The 20,214-nt window shown below is 73.1% G+C and carries 9 protein-coding genes; 2 read left to right on the top strand and 7 right to left on the bottom strand.

Features of this window, described 5'->3' with window-relative positions:
* Positions 1 to 26: 26 nt before the first annotated feature.
* Genes QQ657_RS05160 through sbnB form a run of 4 tightly spaced genes read right to left on the bottom strand, consistent with a single transcriptional unit; the run spans position 27 to position 14,483 of the window.
* A complete protein-coding gene (locus tag QQ657_RS05160) occupies positions 27 to 236 on the bottom strand; it encodes an MbtH family protein (RefSeq protein WP_284740880.1) in 210 nt (69 codons plus the stop codon).
* Positions 233 to 12,367, bottom strand: coding sequence for an amino acid adenylation domain-containing protein (locus tag QQ657_RS05165; protein ID WP_284740881.1), 12,135 nt, complete (start codon positions 12,365 to 12,367; stop codon positions 233 to 235). Before QQ657_RS05165 ends, QQ657_RS05160 begins: the two co-directional genes overlap by 4 nt.
* 17 nt (positions 12,368 to 12,384) lie before the next feature.
* On the bottom strand, positions 12,385 to 13,380 hold the full coding sequence (gene sbnA / locus QQ657_RS05170; protein ID WP_284740882.1) for a 2,3-diaminopropionate biosynthesis protein SbnA: 996 nt from the start codon (positions 13,378 to 13,380) through the stop codon (positions 12,385 to 12,387).
* Between the two features lie 56 nt (positions 13,381 to 13,436).
* On the bottom strand, positions 13,437 to 14,483 hold the full coding sequence (sbnB, locus tag QQ657_RS05175; protein WP_284740883.1) for a 2,3-diaminopropionate biosynthesis protein SbnB: 1,047 nt from the start codon (positions 14,481 to 14,483) through the stop codon (positions 13,437 to 13,439).
* Between the two features lie 165 nt (positions 14,484 to 14,648).
* Here sbnB and QQ657_RS05180 point away from each other — a divergent pair, with 165 nt between their 5' ends.
* Together QQ657_RS05180 and QQ657_RS05185 are read left to right on the top strand one after the other, a co-directional pair.
* The gene (locus QQ657_RS05180) at positions 14,649 to 15,584 is read left to right on the top strand and encodes an ATP-binding cassette domain-containing protein (protein ID WP_284740884.1); all 936 of its coding nucleotides are present in this window, start codon (positions 14,649 to 14,651) and stop codon (positions 15,582 to 15,584) included.
* Positions 15,581 to 16,375 (top strand): ABC transporter permease, encoded by a 795-nt coding sequence (locus tag QQ657_RS05185; protein WP_284740885.1) that lies wholly within the window; start codon positions 15,581 to 15,583, stop codon positions 16,373 to 16,375. The genes QQ657_RS05180 and QQ657_RS05185 overlap by 4 nt, the downstream gene beginning before the upstream one ends.
* Before the next feature lie 117 nt (positions 16,376 to 16,492).
* Here QQ657_RS05185 and QQ657_RS05190 read toward each other — a convergent pair whose 3' ends face one another.
* The 3 genes from QQ657_RS05190 to QQ657_RS05200 all read right to left on the bottom strand — a co-directional run bounded on the left by QQ657_RS05190 (position 16,493) and on the right by QQ657_RS05200 (position 20,211).
* Positions 16,493 to 17,218, bottom strand: a complete 726-nt coding sequence (locus QQ657_RS05190; protein WP_284740886.1) for a helix-turn-helix transcriptional regulator — start codon at positions 17,216 to 17,218, stop codon at positions 16,493 to 16,495.
* A gap of 339 nt (positions 17,219 to 17,557) precedes the next feature.
* Complete coding sequence (locus QQ657_RS05195) at positions 17,558 to 18,817, bottom strand: pyridoxal phosphate-dependent aminotransferase (protein ID WP_284740887.1); 1,260 nt, start codon at positions 18,815 to 18,817, stop codon at positions 17,558 to 17,560.
* Complete coding sequence (locus tag QQ657_RS05200) at positions 18,814 to 20,211, bottom strand: KamA family radical SAM protein (protein WP_284740888.1); 1,398 nt, start codon at positions 20,209 to 20,211, stop codon at positions 18,814 to 18,816. The genes QQ657_RS05195 and QQ657_RS05200 overlap by 4 nt, the downstream gene beginning before the upstream one ends.
* Positions 20,212 to 20,214 lie beyond the last annotated feature (3 nt).

Below are 20,214 nucleotides of genomic sequence, written 5' to 3' on the forward strand. Positions count from 1 at the left end.
TTCTTCCTTCGGTTCGGAGTTCGGGGTTATTCGGCGTGCTTGGCGGCGAGGCTGCGCGGACGCAGGTCCCGCCAGTTCTCCTCGACGTAGGCGAGGCAGGCCGCGCGGGTCTCCGGGCCGTGCACGCGGTCCCACCCGTCGGGCAGTTCGGCGAACACGGGCCAGAGTGCGTGCTGGTCTTCGGCGTTGACGACCACGTGGAAGGTGCCCGTCTCGTCGTCGAAGGGGTTGGTCACCGATCGCTCCTTTCGTTCGCGAGGTACTTTTCGATCGCCGCGCCGATCCGCCGCAGCGGCTCGGCTCCGGTCATGGCGTCGTGCCCGGCGGCCACGTCGGTCACGGCGACCGCGCCGTCCACATGGGACGTCCAGGCCGTGGCGGTGCGGTTGTCCGTGTCGGCGGCCGCGGCGAAGTGCAGCAGCGTGCCGCGGAAAGTGCGGGGCACGAACTCCTTCTGCAGCTTCAGGTTGTTGCGCCAAGCGGCGAAGCACCGCTTCAGCTGCTCCGCGGTCAGTTCGCCCAGAGGGTTGGCCTCGCGGGTGAACAGGTCGCGCAGCCCGGCGAAGTCGGGGCCGCGCACCGGGTCCTCGTCGCCGCGGTAGCCGAAGAACCGCAGCACGATCGCCGCGAGCTCCTCGTCGTCCGGCAGGTCGTCGTCGCTGCCCGGCGCGCTGTCGAGGCTCACCAGCAGCGCCACCTGCTCGCCCTCGTCCTGCAGCTTGCACGCGATCTCGTGCGCGACCACGCCGCCGAACGACCAGCCCAGCAGGTGGTAGGGCCCGTGCGGCTGGACCCGCCGGATCTCCGCCAGGTAGTCCGCCGCCATCGCGCCGACGTCGGCGGGCAGGGTGGCGTCGTCGACGATCCCGCGCGCCTGGAGGCCGTGCAGCGGCCGGTCGGCCAGGTGCGCGGCGAGCCCGTGGTAGGACCAGCTGACGCAGCCGGCCGGGTGGACGCAGAACAGCGGTTCGCGGGTGCCTTCCCGGCGCAGCGGGAGCAGCACGTCGAAGGACGTCCCCCCGTCGGTGCTCTCGATCCGCCGGGCGAGCCGCGCGGGTGTCGGGTGGTCGAACAGGTCACGGATGCCGAGCCCGCCGGCCAGCCCGTCGCGGACCCGGCTCAGCAGCCGCGTCGCCAGCAGCGAATGACCGCCCAGGGCGAAGAAGTCGTCGTGCAGGCCGACTTCGGGCACGCCGAGGACACCGGCGAACGCCGCGCACAGCAGGTCTTCGGCCGGGGTCCGCAGCCGGTCCTGGCCGGCGGTGACCGTGGCCGCCGGCGCGGGCAGCGCCGAACGGTCGAGCTTCCCGTTGGCAGTCAAGGGGAACCGCTCCAGGACGACCACCGCGGCGGGGACCATGTAGTCCGGCAGGGTCCGGCCCAGCCGGGTCCGCACCTCCGCCGGTTCGATCCCGTCGCCGGCGACGTAGGCCACGAGCCGCCGGTCGCCCGGGACGTCCTCGCGCACGATCACCGTGGCCCGGCCGATCTCCGGCACGGCCAGGAGCGCGGTTTCGATCTCGCCGAGCTCGATGCGGAACCCGCGGAGCTTCACCTGGTGGTCGGTCCGGCCGACGTAGTCGAGCTGCCCGTCGGCACCCCACCGCACCAGGTCGCCGGTGCGGTACATCCGCGTGCCCGGCGCGCCGAACGGGTCGGCGACGAACCGCTGCGCGGTCAGGCCCGGGCGGTTCAGGTAGCCCCGGGCGAGCCCGGCGCCAGCGATGTACAGCTCGCCGGGGACGCCGTCCGGTACCGGCCGCAGCCGAGCGTCGAGGACGTAGACCTGCGTGTTGGCCAGCGGGACGCCGATCGTCGGCGCCCCCGGCCGATCGGGCCCGGCGGTCAGGTCCGCCGCGGTCGACCAGATCGTCGTCTCCGTGGGGCCGTAGACGTTGGTGACGCCCCGGGTGACCTCGCCGAGGCGGTCGGCCAGCGCGCGGCTGACCGCCTCGCCGCCGATCAGCGCCCGCAGCCCGCCCAGGGTCTCCGGCGCCGTCTCGGCCAGCTCCTGCCACAGCGTCGGCGTCGCCTGCATGATCGTCGCTCCCGTGTGGACGATCAGCTCGCGGAGGACCGCGGGGTCGCGGACCTCGTCGGGGGCCGCGACCACCAGCCGCGCCCCGGCGAGCAGGGGCACCAGGATCTCGAGGTTGGCGATGTCGAACCCGGGCGTGGTGACCGTGAGGAAGCTGTCGTCCGGGGTGATCCGGGTGCGGGTCACCATGTCGTCCAGCAGGTTGGCCAGCGCGCCGGCGGGGACGACGACGCCCTTGGGGCGGCCGGTGGAACCCGACGTGTACAGGATGTACGCGGGGTTCTCGGGCCGGGTGACGACACCGTCCGGCGGAGTGGGGTAGGACTCCGCCGGAACGGCGTCGTCGAGCAGCACCCGCGGCGCGCTGCCCGTCTCGGTGCCCGCGGTGGTGACGACCACCGCGGGGGCCGCGTCTTCGAGCATGAAGGCGACCCGCTCGGCCGGGTACCCGGGGTCGATCGGCAGGTACGCGGCCCCGGTCCGCAGCACCGCGAGCACGGCGACGACCAAGTCCGCCGAGCGCGGCAGGACCAGGCCCACCACCGCCTCCGGCCCGGCGCCGTGCCCGATCAGCACGTGGGCCAGCCGGTTCGCCCGGGCGTCCAGCTCGCGGTAGGTGAGCTCGGTGTCGCCGGCCACCAGCGCGACCGTGTCCCAGGCCCGCTGGGCGGTCTCCCGCAACCGATCGGACAGGGCCGTCGCGGACAGCTCCCGCGCGGTGTCGTTGCGGGCCACCAGGATCCGCGCGCGCTCATCGGCGTCGAGCACGTCGATCGCGCCGAGCCGCTTGCCCGGGTCGCCGGCCATCGCCCGCAGGACGGTGCTCAGGCGCTCCGCCATCCGCGTCACGGTCTCCGCTTCGAACAGCTCGGTGCGGTACTCGACGAACCCGCCGAACCCGCTTTCGTGCTCGGTGAACTCGAACGACAGGTCGTACCGGGCCGTGCCGGTGGGCTCCGGCAGCACCTCGGCGTCCACTCCGGACAGTTCGAGGCTCGCGCCGGCGTTGTTGTGCAGCACCAGCAGCACGCCGAACAGCGGGGTCCGCGCCTGCGAGCGGGCCGGGTTGAGCACGTCGACCAGCCGCTCGAACGGCAGGTCCTGGTGGGCGTAGGCGGTCAGGTCGGCCTGGCGGATCCGGGCGAGCAGCTCGGCGACGGTCGGGTCGCCGGAGAGGTCGGTCCGCAGGACGAGGGTGTTGAGGAAGACGCCGACCAGGTCGTCCAGCGCGTCGTCGGTCCGCCCGGCGACCGGGGTGCCCAGCGGGACGTCCTCCCCCGCGCCGAGCTTCGCCAGCAGCGTGGCGAGCCCGGCCTGCAGCACCATGAACACGCTGACCCCGGCGTCGGCGGCGAGCCGTTCGAGGCCGGCCCGCAGCTCGCGGTCCAGCTCGAAGTACACGCGGTCGCCACGCCCGTCGGCCACGGCGGGCCGGGGGTGGTCAGTGGGCAGCTCCAGCTGGTCGGGGACGCCGGCCAGGGTGGTGCGCCAGTGGTCCAGCTGCCGCGTGGCGAGGCTGTCCGGGTCGTCCTCGGCGCCGAGCAGATCCCGTTGCCACAGCGCGAAGTCCGCGTACTGCACGGGCAGCGGCGCCCAGTCCGGCGTCCGCCCGGCCAGCCTGGCGGCGTAGGCGTGGGAGAGGTCGCGGGTCAGCGGCCCGAACGACCAGCCGTCGGCGGCGATGTGGTGCACGACGACGACCAGCACGTGCGCCCGCTCGCCGGTGCTGAGCAGCGTGGCCCGCAACGGCGGCTCCACCGCCAGGTCGAAGCCCCGCCGGGTGGCGGCGCGCACGGCGCCGTCCAGCTCCCCGGTGGTGACGTCGGTGGCGGTGAACAACCCCGTGACCTCGACGATCCGCTGGTACGGGACCCCGTCGTGCTCGGGGAACACCGTCCGCAGGCTCTCGTGCCGCGAGACGACGTCGTCGAAAGCGGCCGTGAGGGCACCGGTGTCGACCGGGCCGGTGAGCTTCACCGCGACGGACAGCGTGTACGCCGCGCTCTGCTCTTCGAACCGGCTGAGGAACCACAGCCGCTGCTGCGCGAACGACAGCGGAAGCACCCCGGGACGCGGCCGGACCACCAGCGCGGCGCGGGTCCGCGCGCGGTCCAGCCGGCCGGCGAGCCCGGCGGCCGTCGGGTGGTCGAAGAGGTCCTGGACGGACACCTCGGCGTCCAGCTCGGTGCGGATCCGGCTGGCCAGGCGGGTGGCCAGCAGCGAATGCCCGCCGTGGGCGAAGAAGTCGTCCGTGACGCCGACTTCGCGGCCCAGCACCTCGGCGAAGAGGGCCTGCAGCCGCCGTTCGCGCTCGGTTTCCGGGGCCCGGCCGGGTTCGGCCGCGCCGGTGCTCGGCGGCACCAGCGCCTTGCGGTCGACCTTGCCGTTCGGGGTCAGCGGCAGCGTCTCCAGCCGGACGTAGGCCCCGGGCACCATGTAGCCGGGTACGGCGCGGGCGAGCCGCCCGCGCAGTTCGTCGTCGGGGATGTCGCTGTGCAGCACGACGTAGGCGGCCAGTTCGTCGCCGTGGGGCTGCACGACCGCGTCGCGGATCTCGGGCTGGGCCCGCAGCGCCGCCTCGATCTCGCCGAGCTCGATGCGGTTGCCGCGGATCTTGACCTGGTCGTCGCGGCGGTGCAGGAACTCCAGCCGGTCGTCGGCGCGCAGCACGACGAGGTCGCCGGTGCGGTACATCCGCTCCCCCGGCGCCGGCCGGAACGGGTCCGGCACGAAGGTCGCCGAGGTGCGGCCGGGATCGGCCAGGTAACCGCGGCCGACGCCGAGCCCGCCGACGTACAGCTCGCCCGGCACCCCGGCCGGAACCGGCCGCAGGTGGTCGTCGAGGACGTAGAGCGCGGTGTTGCGCAGCGGCGAGCCGATCGGTGTCCGCGACCCGGCCGGTGCCGTGGTGAGCACGGCGTGCGTGACGTCGTCCGAGCACTCCGTGGGCCCGTAGGCGTTGACCAGCGGGACGCCGGGGAACCGCGCGAGCCAGCGTTCGCAGGACCGCGGCGGCAGGGCCTCGCCGGTGACGACCAGCAGGCGCAGGTCCGGCAGCGCCGGCGCGCCACCCTCGATCTCCCAGGCATCGAGGGTGGCGGCCAGCAGGGAGGGCACGATCTCCAGGACGGTGACGCCGTGCTCGGCCACCGTCGCGAACAGGGCACGCGGATCGCGCGCGGACTCGCGGCCGGTCACCTGGACCCGCCCGCCCGCGACGAGCGGCGCCAGCATCTGCCAGACCGAGATGTCGAAGGTGACCGGCGCGTTGTGGACCACGACGTCCCGCTCGCCGAGGTCGAGGTCCTCGACCTTCGCGAGCAGGTGGTTGGCCATGCCCCGCCGCGCCACCATGGCGCCCTTGGGCCGGCCGGTCGACCCGGACGTGTACAGCACGTACGCGAGGTCCAGCTCGTCGCCGGACAGCGGCGGCGCGTCCTCGGCGGTCGCGCCGTCGAGGGTCAGGACGGGGACACCGCCGGCCAGTTCGGCGGCGAGCGTCCCGTGGGCCGGGTCGGCCAGGAGGACGACCGGAGCGCTTTCGTTCAGGAGACCGGCGTTCCGGACGACGGGCGCGGCGGCGTCCAGAGGCAGGTAGGCGCACCCGGCACCGAGCACACCCAGCACCGACGCGACGTAGCCGGCGCCCGGTTCGGCCAGCAGCGCGACGAGCGAGCCGGTCGCGGCCCCGGCGTCGCGCAGCCGGGTGGTGACGGCGTTCGCGCGGCGGACGAGATCCGCGTACGTCGTTTCGCCGTGTTCGTCGCCGATCGCGATCCTCTCCGGGCAGCGCCCGGCGAACTCCCGCACCCGGGCGACGACGTCGGTCATGCCGAGCGGGCGCCCGGTGTCGTTCCAGTCGACCAGCAGCCGGTGTTCCTCCGCGAGGCTGAGCACCCCGACCCGGCTGAGCGGCAGCTCCGGCCGGGTGAGCGCGCGGTCGAGGAACCGCGCCAGGCCGGCGGCCAGCCGCTCCACCGTCTCGCGGTCGAAGAGGTCGGTGCTGTACTTGATCAGCGAAAGCACACCGGCGCAGGTGTTGTCGCCGGTCCGCTCTTCGGCGAACTCGAAGTGCAGGTCCAGGTCCGCGGTGCCGGTCGGGACCAGCTCGCCGCCCAGCGTCAGGCCGGGCAGCTCCACGCGCGGGGTTTCGTTGCTGTGCAACGTGATCGCGACCTGGAACAGCGGGTGCCGGGCCCGCACGCGCGGCGGGTTGAGCACCTCGACGAGCCGTTCGAACGGGACGTCCTGGTTGCCGTACCCGGCGAGGTCGGTCTCCCGGACCCGGCCCAGCAGCTCACGGAACGCCGGGTCGCCGGCCAGGTCGACGCGCAGCACGAGCGTGTTGACGAAGAACCCGGCCAGGTCGGCCAGCGCGGCGTCGGTGCGGCCGGCGACCAGGGTGCCGAGCGGGATGTCGTCGCCCGCGCCGTACTTGCCGAGCACGGCGGCCACGGCGGCCTGCAGCACCATGAACACCGTCGAGCCCGTCTCCGCGGCCAGCCGGTCGAGCCGGGCGTGCAGGTCCGCGTCGAGGGTGAAGGGGACGATGTCGCCGCGGTAGGTCGAGGTGGCCGGGCGCGGCCGGTCGACCCGCAGCGGCAGCTCGCCGGGCAGGCCGGTCAGCGCCTCGCTCCAGTACGCGAGCTGGCGCGCCTGCAGGCTTTCCGGGTCGCCGGCGTCGCCCAGCAGCTCGCGCTGCCACAGCGCGTAGTCCGCGTACTGCACCGGCAGGGGCGCCCAGTCCGGGGCGACGCCGTCGAGACGGCGGGCGTAGGCCCGGGCGAGGTCGCGCGCCAGCGGGGCGGCCGACCAGCCGTCGCCGGCGATGTGGTGCAGCACCAGCAGCAGCACGTGCTCGTCCGGCGCGACGGCGAACAGCGTCGGCCGCAGCGGCACGTCCCGCGTCACGTCGAACGCGGTCCGCGCGGCCTCGCTCAGCGCCTCGTCGAGCCGGTCCGCCGTGGTCTCGACGATCGGCAGCTCCGGTTCCGCTTCGGTCGCGGCGAGCACGAGCTGGACGCCTTCGCCGTCCACCTGCGGGTACACCGTGCGCAGCACCTCGTGCCGCTCGACGAGGTCCCGCAGCGCGGTCCGCATCGCGTCGACGTCGAGGGTTCCGGTCAGCCGCAAGGCGATCGGGATGTTGTAGGTGGCGCCGGGTCCTTCGAACTGGTTGAGGAACCACAGCCGCTGCTGCGAGAACGACAGCGGCACCCGGCCGGGACGCGGGCCCGCGGTCAGTGCGGGCCGGGTGCCCGTGCCGCCGAGCCGGGTCGCGAGCCGGGCCGGCGTCTGGTTCTCGAAGACCTCGCGGATGGTCAGCCCGGCGTGCAGGACGGCCTCGATCCGGCCGACCAGCTTGGTGACGAGCAGCGAATGCCCGCCGCACTCGAAGAAGTTGTCGTCGATGCCGACGCTCTCGCGGCCGAGCACCTCGGCGAACAGCCGGCACAGCATCTCTTCGCCCGGGTTGCGCGGCTCCTGGGAGCGCGGGCCGACGACCTCGGGTTCGGGCTGCGGCCGGACCGGTTCCAGCACTTCCGGCTCGCCGTAGCGGCTCCACCGGCCGCGACGGCCGGTCGCGGCCATCCGGGTGCCCGCCTTGCCGAACGGGCTGGGCACGAGCGTCGTGGCGAGCGCGACGGGGTCCGCGTCCGTCGTCGTCAGCGGGCGGCTCGACGCGACGTACCACCACCCCGGCACGCCGGGCGGGACGAGCCGCAGGTGCTCGTCCAGGAGGTACACCCGCGGTCGCGCGGGCGGGGCGACCGGCAAGCCGGCCAGCAGCTCCGGCACGCTGGCGGCGCGCTTGCTCCACTCCCCGAGCAGCGTCTCGCGCTCCCCCGCGGCGAGCAGGTCCAAAGTGGACAGAGTCCGGCCGGGATCGGCGACGGCCGAGGCGAGCACGGCCAGGAAGCGTTCGCCGAGCAGGCGGGCGGTGTCTTCGAAGAAGAGGTCCGTGCTGTACTCCAGGCCGAGGGTCATCCCGGCCGGGACGCCGTCGGCACCGAAGTCCTCGACGAAGTCGAACGACAGGTCGAACTTCGCGGTGCCGTTAGTGGCCAGCTCGAAGTGCCCGGCCAGCCCGTCCATCGCGACCTCGGGCCGCTCGTTGTTCTGGAAGGTCAGGATGACCTCGAACATCGTCTTCGCGCCGCCGGAGCGCGCCGGCCGGATGGTCTCCATCAGCCGCTCGAACGGCACGTCCTGATGCGCGTAAGCGGCGAGTTCGGTTTCGCGCACCCGGGCGAGCAGGGCGTGGAAGCTCGGGTCGCCGGACAGGTCGGTCCGCAGGAGCACGGTGTTGAGGAACAGCCCGACCAGCGGGTCGAGCACCGGCTCGGTGCGCCCGGCGACCGGGCTGACGAGCGCGATGTCCGTGCTGCCGCCGATGCGCGACAGCAGCGTGGCGAGCGCGGCCTGCACGACCATGAACGGCGTGGCCCCGCACGCCCTGGCCAGCTCGGTGACGCCCGTATGCAGCCCGGCGTCGAGCGGGAAGTGGATCGTGTCGCCCCGCGGTGTCCGGTTCTCCGGCCGCGGCCGGTCGAGCGGGAGGTTGAGGTCGGTGGTCAGCCCGACGAGCTCGGCCCGCCAGTACTCGATCTGCTCGTTCGCGAGGCTGCCCGGGTCGTCGTCGGCGCCGAGCAGTTCGGTCTGCCAGCTCGTGTAGTCGGCGTACTGGACTTCCAGCGGGGTCCAGTCCGGTGCCTGCCCGCGCTTGCGGGCGTTGTAGGCGGCGCTCAGGTCGCGGGCCAGCGGGGCGGCCGACCAGCCGTCGGCGGCGATGTGGTGCACCACCACGAGCAGGACGTGCTCGCGCTCGCCCAGCTCGAACAGCGTCGGGCACACCGGGATCTCGGTCGCCAGGTCGAAGACGTGCGCACCCGCGTCGGCCAAGTCCTCGGCGAGGTCGTCCTCGGTGCTCTCGACGACGTCCAGCCGCGGTCGGGCGGCCTCGGGGGCCAGGACGACCTGACGCGGTTCGCCGCCGTCGTCGGGGAAGACCGTGCGCAGGGTCTCGTGGCGCGCGATGAGGTCCCAGACCGCCCGCTCGAGGGCGTCGCGGTCGAGGTCACCGGACAGCCGCGTCACCGCGGGCACGTTGTAGGTGCCGCTCGGGCCTTCCATCCGGTCGAGGAACCACAACCGTTGCTGGGCGGGCGAAAGCGGGATGCGCGCCGGCCGCTCCGCACGCATCAGCGGGGGCCGGGGCCGGATCGGGCCGTCGAGCAGCGCGGCCAGGTCGGCGGCCTTCGGCGCGCCGAACAGGTCCTTGAGGGAAAGCTCGATCCCGGTGGCGCGGCGCAGCTTCCCGATCAGCCGGGTGCCGAGCAGGGAGTGTCCGCCGAGGTCGAAGAAGCTGTCGTCGACACCGACCCGCGAAACGTCGAGGACCTCGGCGAACGCCGTGGTCACGAGTTCCTCGTTCGCGGTCCGCGGGGCGCGGACGTCGGTGCCGGTGTCCACGCGGGGCTCCGGCAGTGCCTTGAGGTCGACCTTGCCATTCGGGGTCAGCGGCAGCGCCGGCAGCGCTTCGAACACCGACGGCACCAGGTGGCCCGGCAGCCGCTCGGCCGTCGCGGCCCGCCACTGCTCGGGATCGCCGTCGCCGACGACGTAGCCCACGAGCCGCTTCTGCCCGGCCGGGTCGGTGCCGACGACCACCACGGCGTCGGTGACGCCCGGCAGCGCGCGCAGGGCGACCTCGACCTCGCCGATCTCGATGCGGTGGCCGCGGATCTTGACCTGGCGGTCGCGGCGCCGGAGGAACTCCAGCTGGCCGTCGTCGCGGTGGCGCACGATGTCGCCGGTGCGGTACATCCGCGCGCCCGAGCCGGGCTGGAACGGGTCCGGCAGGAACGTCGTGGCGGTACGGCCGGGGTCGGCCAGGTAGCCGCGGCCGACCCCGTGCCCTGCGACGTACAGCTCGCCGGGGACACCCGGCGGGACCGGGCGCAGGCCGTCGCCGAGCACGTAGAGCCGGGTGTTGCGCACGGCGTGCCCGATCGGCACCAGCGGCCCGTCGAGCGGGCTGGCGGACGTGAGCACCGCGTGCGTGACGTCGTCGGCGCATTCGGTCGGCCCGTAGGCGTTGACCATCGGGATCCCGGCGAACCGCGAGAACCAGCGGCGGCAGAGGTCCGGGGGCAGCGGCTCGCCGGTCACGACCAGCTCACGCAGGAGCGGCAGCTCCGGCGTCGGGGCGCCGTCGTCCCAGGAGTCGAGCGCGGCCCGCAGCAGCGACGGCACGACTTCGAGGATCGTCACGCTCTCGCGAGCGGTGACGCCGAACAGTGCCGCCGGGTCGCCGGCGACCTCGCGGCCGACGACGCGCACGCGGCCGCCGAGCACCAGGGCGCAGACCATCTGCCAGATCGAGATGTCGAACGACAGCGGCGCGTTCTGCACCACGACGTCCTCGCCGCGCAGGTCCAGGTCGTCGATCTTGGCCTGGAGGTGGTTGACCAGCCCGCCGTGGGTGACCATCGCGCCCTTGGGCGTGCCGGTGGAGCCGGAGGTGAACAGGACGTAGGCGAGGTCGTCGACCTCGGCCGGCACCGCCGCGTCGAGCAGGCTTCCGCCGGTTCCGGCCGGCACGAGCGGGTCCACGCCGAGCGCGACGACGGCCTCCCGGTACGCCGGAGCCGCGATCACCGCCGTGGCCCCGCTTTCCGCGATCAGCTGGGCCGTGCGGGCGCCCGGCGCCCGCGGGTCGAGCGGGACGTACGCGCCGCCCGCGGCCCAGACCCCGACCATCGCCGCGATGAACCCGGTGCCGGGCCCGTCGAGGATGCCGACCCGGTCGCCCTTCGCCAGCCCGCGCTCCCGCAGCTGCCGCGCGACGGCGGCCGCCCGGCCGCACAGGTCCGCATAAGTGGTCTCACCGGCGTCGTCGACCACCGCGACCGCGTCGGGCCGGGCGGCGGCGATCGCGTCGATCCGCTCGACGACGCCGGTGAATTCCGGTGCGCCGCTGGTGCCGGTCCAGCCGACCAGCAGCTCGCGTTCGGCCGGGTCGAGCACGTCGATCCCGCCCAGCGGCCGGTCCGCCGGCCAGTCCCCCAGGTCGCGCAGGTAGCCGAGGAACCGGTGGGCCAGCCGGTCGAGGTCGCCGGCCGTGTACAGCTTCGGGTTGCCGTCGAAGAGGACGCCGAGCCCGCCGTCTTCGCTGTCGTAGACGGTGATGGAGAGGTCGTCGTTCGGCGCGGTGGACAGGTTGTGCGTGCGGCCCGGGCACGGCCCGAACCGCAGCTGCTCCACGAAGGACGCGACGTTCAGCTCCGGCCCGAACGGCCGGGTGTCGGTCGGCGGCAGGCCGATCAGCCCACGCACCTCGCGGCCGCGGTGGCGCTGGTGCTTCAGCGTCCGGCGGACCTCCTTGCCGACGTGGCCGAGCAGCTCGCCGCGGGTCATCGCCGGGCGGATCGCCAGGGGCAGCGGCAGCACGTTGGCGCGCATGCCGGGGATTGCGCGGGTCGCGTCGGTGGTGCGGGCGGTCACCGGCAGCGAGAGGACGACCTCGGGGCCGCCGGTCAGCCGCTGCAGGTACGCGCCCATCGCGGCGATCACGAACGTCGGCCACGCGGCCCGGTCTTCCCAGGCCAGCGCGCGCAGAGCCGCGGCGGCGGCCGGGTCCAGGGTCGCGCCGCGCCGGAGGAAGCCGTCCGCGGGCACCACCGGGCGGCTCGCCACGGTGGTCAGCTCCGGGGTCTCCGGGAACCTTCCGGCCCAGAACTCGCGGTCGCGCTCCGCCTGCTTCGAGTCCAAATAGGACTCTTCGTCGGCGAGCAGCACCGACAGCGGCTCGAACGCGCCTTCGGCCGGGTCGCCGCCGTCCACGAGCGCGGTGTAGATCGTGGCGACGCGCCGCGCGAACACCGCCTCGCTGAAGCCGTCCCACAGGACGTGGTGCGCGCGGGTGTAGAAGTAGTGCTTCTCGTCAGCCAGCCGGAGCAGCGCCATCTCGTACAGCGGCGCGGCGGGGTCCGCCGGGTCCACGGGACGGCGGACGTCGGCCCGCATCCACTCGAGCGCGTCCTGCTCGGCATCGAAGCCGAGCAGCGTCAACGGCGACCCGGTCAGCGGCTCGACGACCTGGCACACGGTATCGCCCTCGGCGTGGAACCGCACCCGCAGGCACTCCGCCTCGGTGACCGCGCGGCGCACGGCGTCGGTGAAGACGTCCTCGCGCAGCGGGCCGTCGATCTCGTAGTACTCGGCGATGTTCCAGATCGGGTTGCCCGGGTCGAGCTGCTGGGCGTACCAGACTTCGAGCTGCGCGGCCGACAGCGGCAGGGCGGCCCCGGATGGATTCTGCGACATGCTGACGTTTCTCCCGGTCAGTGCGCGGCGTTCAGTTCGGACAGCCGGCCGTCTTCGTACGCCGGTTCGTATTCGGGCCAATAGGATTCGCGCACCCAGGCGTCGTCGTAGACGGTGGCGAGGTAGCGCTCGCCGAAGTCCGGCGCGATGGCGACCGCGGTGACCGGCGAGGTCCCCGTGTTCGCGTCCAGCCAGGCCAGTGCGCCGGCGATCACGGTGCCGGTGGACCCGCCGAACAGGAAGCCCCGCCGCGCCAGCTCCCGGCACCGGCGCACCGCGTCCGGCTCGGTCACGTGCACCACTTCGTCCACGAAGGACTCGTTGAGGATCCCCGGGCGGACACTGGTGCCCAGCCCCGGGATCAGCCGGCGCGCGGGGGCCCGGCCGAAGGTCACCGACCCTTCGACGTCCACGGCCACGATCCGCGGCGCCCGCCGGGCGGTGCGGAAGTACCGGGCGCACCCCATCAGCGTCCCGGTGGTGCCGGCGCCGACGAACAGCACGTCGACGTCGGGGAACTGCCGGGCGATGGCGGGTGCGGTGGTGAGGTAGTGCGCCATCCAGTTGTCCCGGTTCCCGTACTGGTTCAGCCACACGAACCCGTTCTGCGCGCACAGCATCCGCACGTAGGCGATGCGCGCGCCGAGGAACCCACCCTCGGCGGCGGGTTCGGTGACGACGTGCACCCGGGCGCCGAAGGCTTCCATCATCCGGCGGGTCGCCTCGTTGCAGCGCGCGTCGGTCACACAGACGAAGCCGTAGCCGCGGTCTGCGGCGATCATGCTCAGCGCGACGCCGAGGTTGCCCGAGGACGATTCCACCAGCGTCGAGCCGGGCGTGAGCAGGCCACGCCGCTCCGCGCTCGTGATCATCTCCTGCGCCGCCTTCAGCTTGACCGAGCCGGCGAAGTTGAACGCCTCGCACTTGAGGTACAGGGCGGGGCCGAAGACCGGCCGGAGGTCCACGTACAGGTTGTCTTCGTTGTATTCCTGCGGAGCCGAGATGATGGGCACGCACAACCCCTATTCGTGCGGGAGAGGACCGGCCGGGCGGAGCGCCGCGGTCCGGGCTAGCGGGCCGGGGGCCGGTGCCGGTCCAGCTCGTGGAAGAAGCCGTCGACCACCGGGAGCTCCCCCGCCGCGGCAGTCTCGTCGTACACGTACTTCGCCACCGCGAGGTCGAGGACCCCGAGGCCGAACGGCGAGAAGATCAGCGGCCGGCCGGGCCGCGGTTCGAGGCGGCCGGTCAGCACGTCGAACAGCGTGCCGGACAGGAAGCCCCGGTCCCCGGTCAGCTGCTCGGCCAGGTGCGGCGAGGTGTTCGCCTTGAGGCAGTGGTCGACGTCGTCGACGACGTTGGTGGAGACCAGCACGATCTCCGGGGCGATGTCCCGCAGCGAGATGTTGAGCACCAGCGGGTCGTGGGCGAACCAGTCGACGTCGGTCACGTACGGCTCGGCGGCGACGGTGGCGAACACGACCAGGTCACTGGCGCGGATCAGACTCTGCGCGTCGTCGTGACCGGTGATCCGCGCGGTCGTGCCGGTGCCCGCGAGGTAGTCGCGGAAGCCGGCGGCCGACCCCGCGTGCAGGTCGTGCACGCCGATCTCGTCGAACTCCCAGCCGGTCGCCTGCAGGTAGGTGTGGACGAACCGGGCGATCAGGCCCGTCCCGACGAACCCGACCCGCCGCGGCCGTCCGCGGTTCGTGCTCAGCACCGCCGCGGCCAGCGCGGCCGAGGCGGCCGTGCGCGCGGCGCTGATGATCGAGCTTTCCAGGCAGGCCAAGGGGTATCCGGTGGCCGGGTCGTTGAGGATCAGCACCGCCGACGCCCGCGGGATCCCGTGCTCGACGTTGCCGGGGAAGCTGGAAATCCACTTGAGACCGTCCACCCCGTCATCGCCGCCGAGCGAGGCGGGCAGCGCGATGATCCGGGAGTCCGGGCGGTCCGGGAACCGCAGGAAGTAGGAGGGCGGGTTGACCGTGTTCCCGGCGCCGTGCAGCCGGTAGGCCGCCTCGACGAGGTCGACCACCTTTTTCTCGTTGCCGGCCAGTACGTTCGAGACCTGCCGGCCGGAAATGACCGCGAAAGGAGGAATTTCGTTCCGCTCCGGCATTTCTTCCCTCCGATTCCCGCCCGGCTTTCCCGGGCACTGGGGTGGCTTGCCGAAATGACGCTAGCCGCGCCGCCACTGGCAATCCGCCACCACTGCTGGCGGGCGGCAAACGGGCGCACTGCTGGAATGAGGCCCGCGCCGTCGCCGGAAGAGAAGGGCCGAGGAGTGACCGCAGCAATCGAAACCGAGGGTCTGACCAAACGGTACGGCAACCATCAGGCGTTGCGCGGGGTGGACCTGCACGTGCCGGCGGGCACGGTGCTGGGGGTGCTGGGGCGCAACGGGGCGGGCAAGACGACGACCGTGCGGATCCTCTCCACCCTGCTCGTCCCCGACTCGGGCCGGGCGTTCGTCGCCGGGCTCGACGTCGTGCGGCAGCAAGCCGAAGTGCGCACGCGGATCGGGCTGACCGGGCAGTACGCCGCCGTCGACGACCGCCTGACCGGCCGGGAGAACCTGGTGCTGCTGGGCACGTTGCTCCACATCGGACGCTCGCCCGCGAAGTCCCGTGCCCGCGAGCTGCTGGCGCAGTTCGACCTCACCGGTGCCGCCGACCGGCAGGTCCGGACCTACTCCGGCGGCATGCGGCGCCGGCTCGACCTCGCCAGCTGTCTCATCTCCCGCCCGCCGGTCGTCTTCCTCGACGAGCCGACGACCGGACTGGACCCGGCCAGCCGCGCCGTGCTCTGGGCGGCGATCCGCGAGCAGGCGGCGGCCGGCACCACCGTGCTGCTCACCACGCAGTACCTCGAAGAGGCCGACAAGCTGGCCGACCGCGTCGTCGTGATCGACGCCGGCAAGGTCGTCGCCGAGGGCAGCCCGGAGCAGCTCAAGCGCGACGTCGGCGGCGAGTGGCTGGAGGTCTCCGTGGCCGATCCCGCCCGCACGGCCGAAGCCCGGGAAATCCTCGCGTCGGTCGCCGGTTCGGTCGAATCCGCGGACGGCAAGCTGAGCGCGCCCGTCCCGGACGGGACGGCCGGAATCGCCGCGGTGGCGGGAAAACTCCAAGCGAACGGGATCGCCGTGCAGGACTTCGCGTTGCGCCGTCCGTCACTCGACGACGTCTTCTTCGCTCTCACCCGGACTTCGGAGGCGGTATGAACACGCTCCTCAGCGACGTCGCGGCCCTGACCGGACGCCGGTTGCGCGCGACGGTCCGCTCACCGGCCAAGATCGTCGGCGTCCTGCTCATGCCGATCAGCCTGGTGCTGGTGCTCGGCTTCCTCTTCGACGGCTCGATCACCCTGCCCGGCGGCGCGCCCTATGTGGACTACCTGACCGCCGGGGTCGCCGCGCAGGTCGGCCTGACGCTGGTGGCCACCAGCGGGCTCGGCATCGCCGACGACCTGGCCGGCGGGCTGGCCGACCGGTTCCGTTCGCTGCCGATCCCGCGTTCGGCGGTGCTGCTCGGGCACACGCTCTCGGACCTGGTGCTGGCCGCGGCCGGGATCGGGGCCACCACGGGGATCGCGTACACCATCGGCTGGCGGATCCACAGTGGACTGCTGCCGGGGCTGGCCGGGTTCGGGCTGCTGCTGTTGTTCGCCTACGCGATGCTCTGGCTCGGCGCCCTGATCGGGCTCACCACGAGCGGCGCCGAGGCGATCAGCGCGATCGCGGCCCTGGTCATGGTCGTCGGTTCGTTCGTGTCGAACGCGTTCGTGCCGCTGCGCGGCCTGCCGGGCTGGCTCGCGACGGTGTCCGCCTGGAACCCGGTCAGCTCGGTCGTAGCGGCCTGCCGCCGCCTGTGGGGCAACCCGGACCTGGTGACCGAAGGGGCGGGCTTCCCCCAGCGCCACGCGACGCTGATCGCGCTGGTGGTGCTGGTGGCGGTCCTGGCGGTGGCGATTCCCGCCGGGACGCGCATCTATCGGACGGGCACCGCGGCCTGACCTCTAGCACTCGCGGCGGCGGGCCGTGTGCCACCGTCTTGAATGAGTCATTCAGGACCTCCGAAGACCTGAATGACTCATTCAAGACCACAGGTCCGGCGCCACAACCCCACCGCCCTACCTCGCCGGCACCGCGGCCCGCCCCGCAACCGCCCGGCCCGGCAACACCTGCGGCGGCCACACATCCGGCGCGAGCAGCCCGGCCACATAGGCACGCGAGACCAGCTCAGTCCGGTTCTTCACCTTGAGGAACCGCATCATCCGATGGATGTGGTACTCGACGCCCTGCCGGGACAAATACAGCCGCCGGGCCAGCTCCGCCGTGCTCGCCCCGGCCGCGACGCCCTGCAGGATCTGCGTCTCGATCTCGCTCATCGCCCGGTTCCTCCCCGCCGGGTCGATGCTGCGCCGCTGTACGCGGTCCGGCAGGAACAGCAGCAACGCCGCCGCCGCGGCCGGGCGGCGGCCGGGCAGGGCCGCGGCGATCAGCGTTACCGGCAGGGCACCCGCCGCGGGCACGAGCGGGGTGAACCGCTCCCGGAACCCGCGCTCCCCCTCCAGCACGAGCCGCGTGAGGCGGCGCTGCACCCGCTCGGAAACGAAAGGGTGCAGCAACCCGGGTAGATCCGCCCGGCAGACCTCGGCCGCGCTCCGGCCGAACAGGGCCAGCAGCTCGCGGTTCGCCGCGACCACCCGCAGCCGGTCGTCGAGGATCGCCGAAGAGACGTCCGAATTCTCCAAGAAGGACGAGAACATTCTTTGGTATTCGCCCCCGATTTCCTTTTCTTGGTCGGGGGAGAAACGGGAGTCGGTCACCGAGCCGTGGACCTGGATTTCGGGCATGGAAAACCACCGGTTCGTCGTCGGGCGATGCGGGATCCGGTGGCTTCGGTGCCGGGTGCCGGCCGTACCACCGTCGGGACTCACCCTAGGAACGGGCGGTCACCAGCGTCAACACGAACGGGTGAGTGGGACCTAATCCTGTGGCACTACGGGTGACCGTACGGTGACCGCACCCACCGAACGGTACGGTCGGTGCGGTTTAGATGTTCTCCTCGATTCCCGTCCGGCGGTTGACAAGGCCGGTCACGGTCGGAAGACACAATCCATTTTACATACGTTAAGGCCATCTTAAGGGCAGTGGACACCCCTGAGATGGCCTTGACGGGTTCGTTATGCGATTCAGCTGGTCAAGCCGGTGAACGCGGCATCGAGGGCGGCGAGGGTCTCCCTGATGTGCGGCAGCGTGAGCGGCGACGGCGACCGCAGCGCGGCCCAGCGCTCGGCGTCATCGGCCCCGTACAGCATGCTCGTCGCGGCGCGGAACCGCAGCGCGCCGGGATCGTCGCCGAGGTGCTTTCCGCCGAGCACCGCGACGCCCAGCCTGTCGATCAGGTGGTCCTGCAGCGACGCCGACCCGGTGACCCCCTTCGCGGCCAGCACGTCCCGCACCGGCTCGAAGTCGGGGTACACGTAGAAGCCGCCGGTGGGCGGGCGGCAGACCGCACCCGCCTGCGTGACGATCCGGTGCACCGCGTCCGCCACGGCGCCGTGCAGGCGCGTGCTGGCCCGCAGGTGCGCGGTCACCTCGGGCGGCTCCGCCAGCGCGAGGCAGGCGACCTCCTGCATCGGACCCGCCAGGGTGGACCAGATCTCGCTGGCCAGCCCCAGCACGGTCGAGCGCAGGGCCCGCCCGGCGGCGGTGGCCGGGAACCGGGCGAAGCCGATCCGCCAGCCGCCGAGCGCGAGGCTCTTGCTCAGCCCGGACGTCACCACCGTCCGGTCAGGGGCGAACTCGGCCGGGCTCGCGAACGGGTCGGCCGGGTCGTGCAGGATGTCGCGGTAGATCTCGTCGGAGACGATCAGCAGGTCTTCGGCCTCGGCGATCTCGCACAGCCGCCGCACGACCTCGGGCGGGGCGTGGGTGCCGGTGGGGTTGTCCGGCAGCGTCAGCAGCAGCATCCGGGGACGCCCGCCGGCCGCGCGGAACGCCCGCAGCGCGCCGGGCAGCAGGTCGGGGTCGGGCACCCCGCCGCAGCTCGCCGGGATCGGCACCTCCAGCACCGGACGGCCGAACAGCCGCGCCTGCGGGGCGTAGGTGACCCAGCAGGGCTGCGGCAGGACCACCGCGCCGTCGATCGCCGCCATCAGCGCGAGCAGCAGCGGCTTGCTCCCCGGCGCCAGCACGACCTGGTCCGCTTCGGTCAGCAGGCCCCGGCGCGTGAAGTAGCCCGCCGCCGCGGCCCGGCTGTCCTCCGCGCCCGCGACCGGCCCGTAGGCGGTGCGCCGGGCCCCGGCGAGCAGCCGTTCGGCCAGGAAGTCCGGCAGGGGCAGCCGGGACTCGCCGAACCCGAGGTGGATCAGCGGCTGCCCGGCCGCGTGACGGCGGCTCACGGCCTCGTCGAGCGCGAGGTTCGGCGAGACCGCGTGCACGGCGGTCATCGGGCCCCTCCCGGCGTGGCCGGGAGCAGCTCGAGGTCACCTGAGACGGCGCGCGGCGAACCCCCTCCCACCAGGTGCTGCGACCGGACCGCTTCGGCGATGTCGGGTGGGGTGTCCGGCAGCAGTTCCAGCTCGTCGAGCCAGGCGGCGTCCGGGGTGTAGCGGGCGAAGAACGGCCTGCCGGTCAGCCCGGGCCGCCGGGCCTGGAGGAACCGCAGCTGGAACAGCCGCTGCCCGCCGAGCTCGACCGTGCCGTCGACGACGACTTTGCCCGGCGTCGCCGACATCACCGGCCCCCGGATCGTGCGGGCCAGCCCGGGCAGCTGCCCGTACGCCCCGGAGAACAGCTCCTGGGCGCGGGCGAGCGGCACCTTGAAGTAGTCGTGCGGACCGGTGTCCCTGGCGACGAACATGTAGTACGGCACGGCACCCAGCGCCAGCTCGGTGCTCCACAGCCCGGCGAGGGCGTCCGCGTCGTCGTTGACGTGCGCGATCAGCGGCGACTGGCAGTACATCCGGGCGCCGGTGGCCAGGATCCGCTTGACCGCCTGACCGGCGACGTCGGTGGCCAGCTCCCGCTCGTGGCTGTAGTGCGCCATCACCGAGAGCGTGCGCCCGGAGGCGACGACGTCCTCGTAGAGCCGCAGCACGGCGTCCGCGTCGGCGTCGGTCACGAAGCGCTGCGGCCAGTAGGCGACCGACTTGGTGCCGATCCGGATCGTGCGCACCGTGGGGATCGCCAGCAGCGGCTCGAAGTGCACCCGCAGCCGCTCGGCGGACATCACCATCGGGTCGCCGCCGGTGACCAGCACGTCGGTGACCTCCGGGTGGGCCCGCAGGTATTCGACGAGCCGGTCGGCCTCTTTCACCGCGAACCGCAGGTCCTTCTCGCCGACGAACTGCGCCCAGCGGAAGCAGTACGTGCAGTACGTGTGGCAGGTCTGGCCCTGCTGGGGGAAGTACAGGACGGTGTGGCGGTACTTGTGCTGGAGCCCGCCCAGCTCGTCACCGCCCAGGGTGGGCACGTTGAGCTCGAGCTGGCCCGACGGGTGCGGGTTGAGGCGCTGCCGGATCCGCCGCACGACCGCGGGCAGCTCGGCGCGCCGGCCGGACCCGGTGGCCGCGCGGGCCAGGTCGTGCTCGTCTTCCTTCGTGAGCATCCCGTCCTGCGGGAAGACCAGCTGGAAGATCGGGTCCGCCGGGACGTTCGCCCAGTCGATCAGCTCCGTCAGGACGTACTCGTTCACGCGGAACGGCAGCACGAGGGAGAAGAGCCGGATGGTCTCGGCGAGCCCTTCCGGGACGGGGAACCTCTTCAGGATTTCGTCGAGCTTGCTCGGTCCGTACGCTTCGAACCTGGTGCCCACCGGGGCCGGCTGTTCCAGCAGCTTCACGTC

Origin of the sequence: Amycolatopsis ponsaeliensis, assembly GCF_030182635.1 — a bacterium.
GTDB classification, from domain to species: Bacteria; Actinomycetota; Actinomycetes; order Mycobacteriales; family Pseudonocardiaceae; genus Amycolatopsis; species Amycolatopsis ponsaeliensis.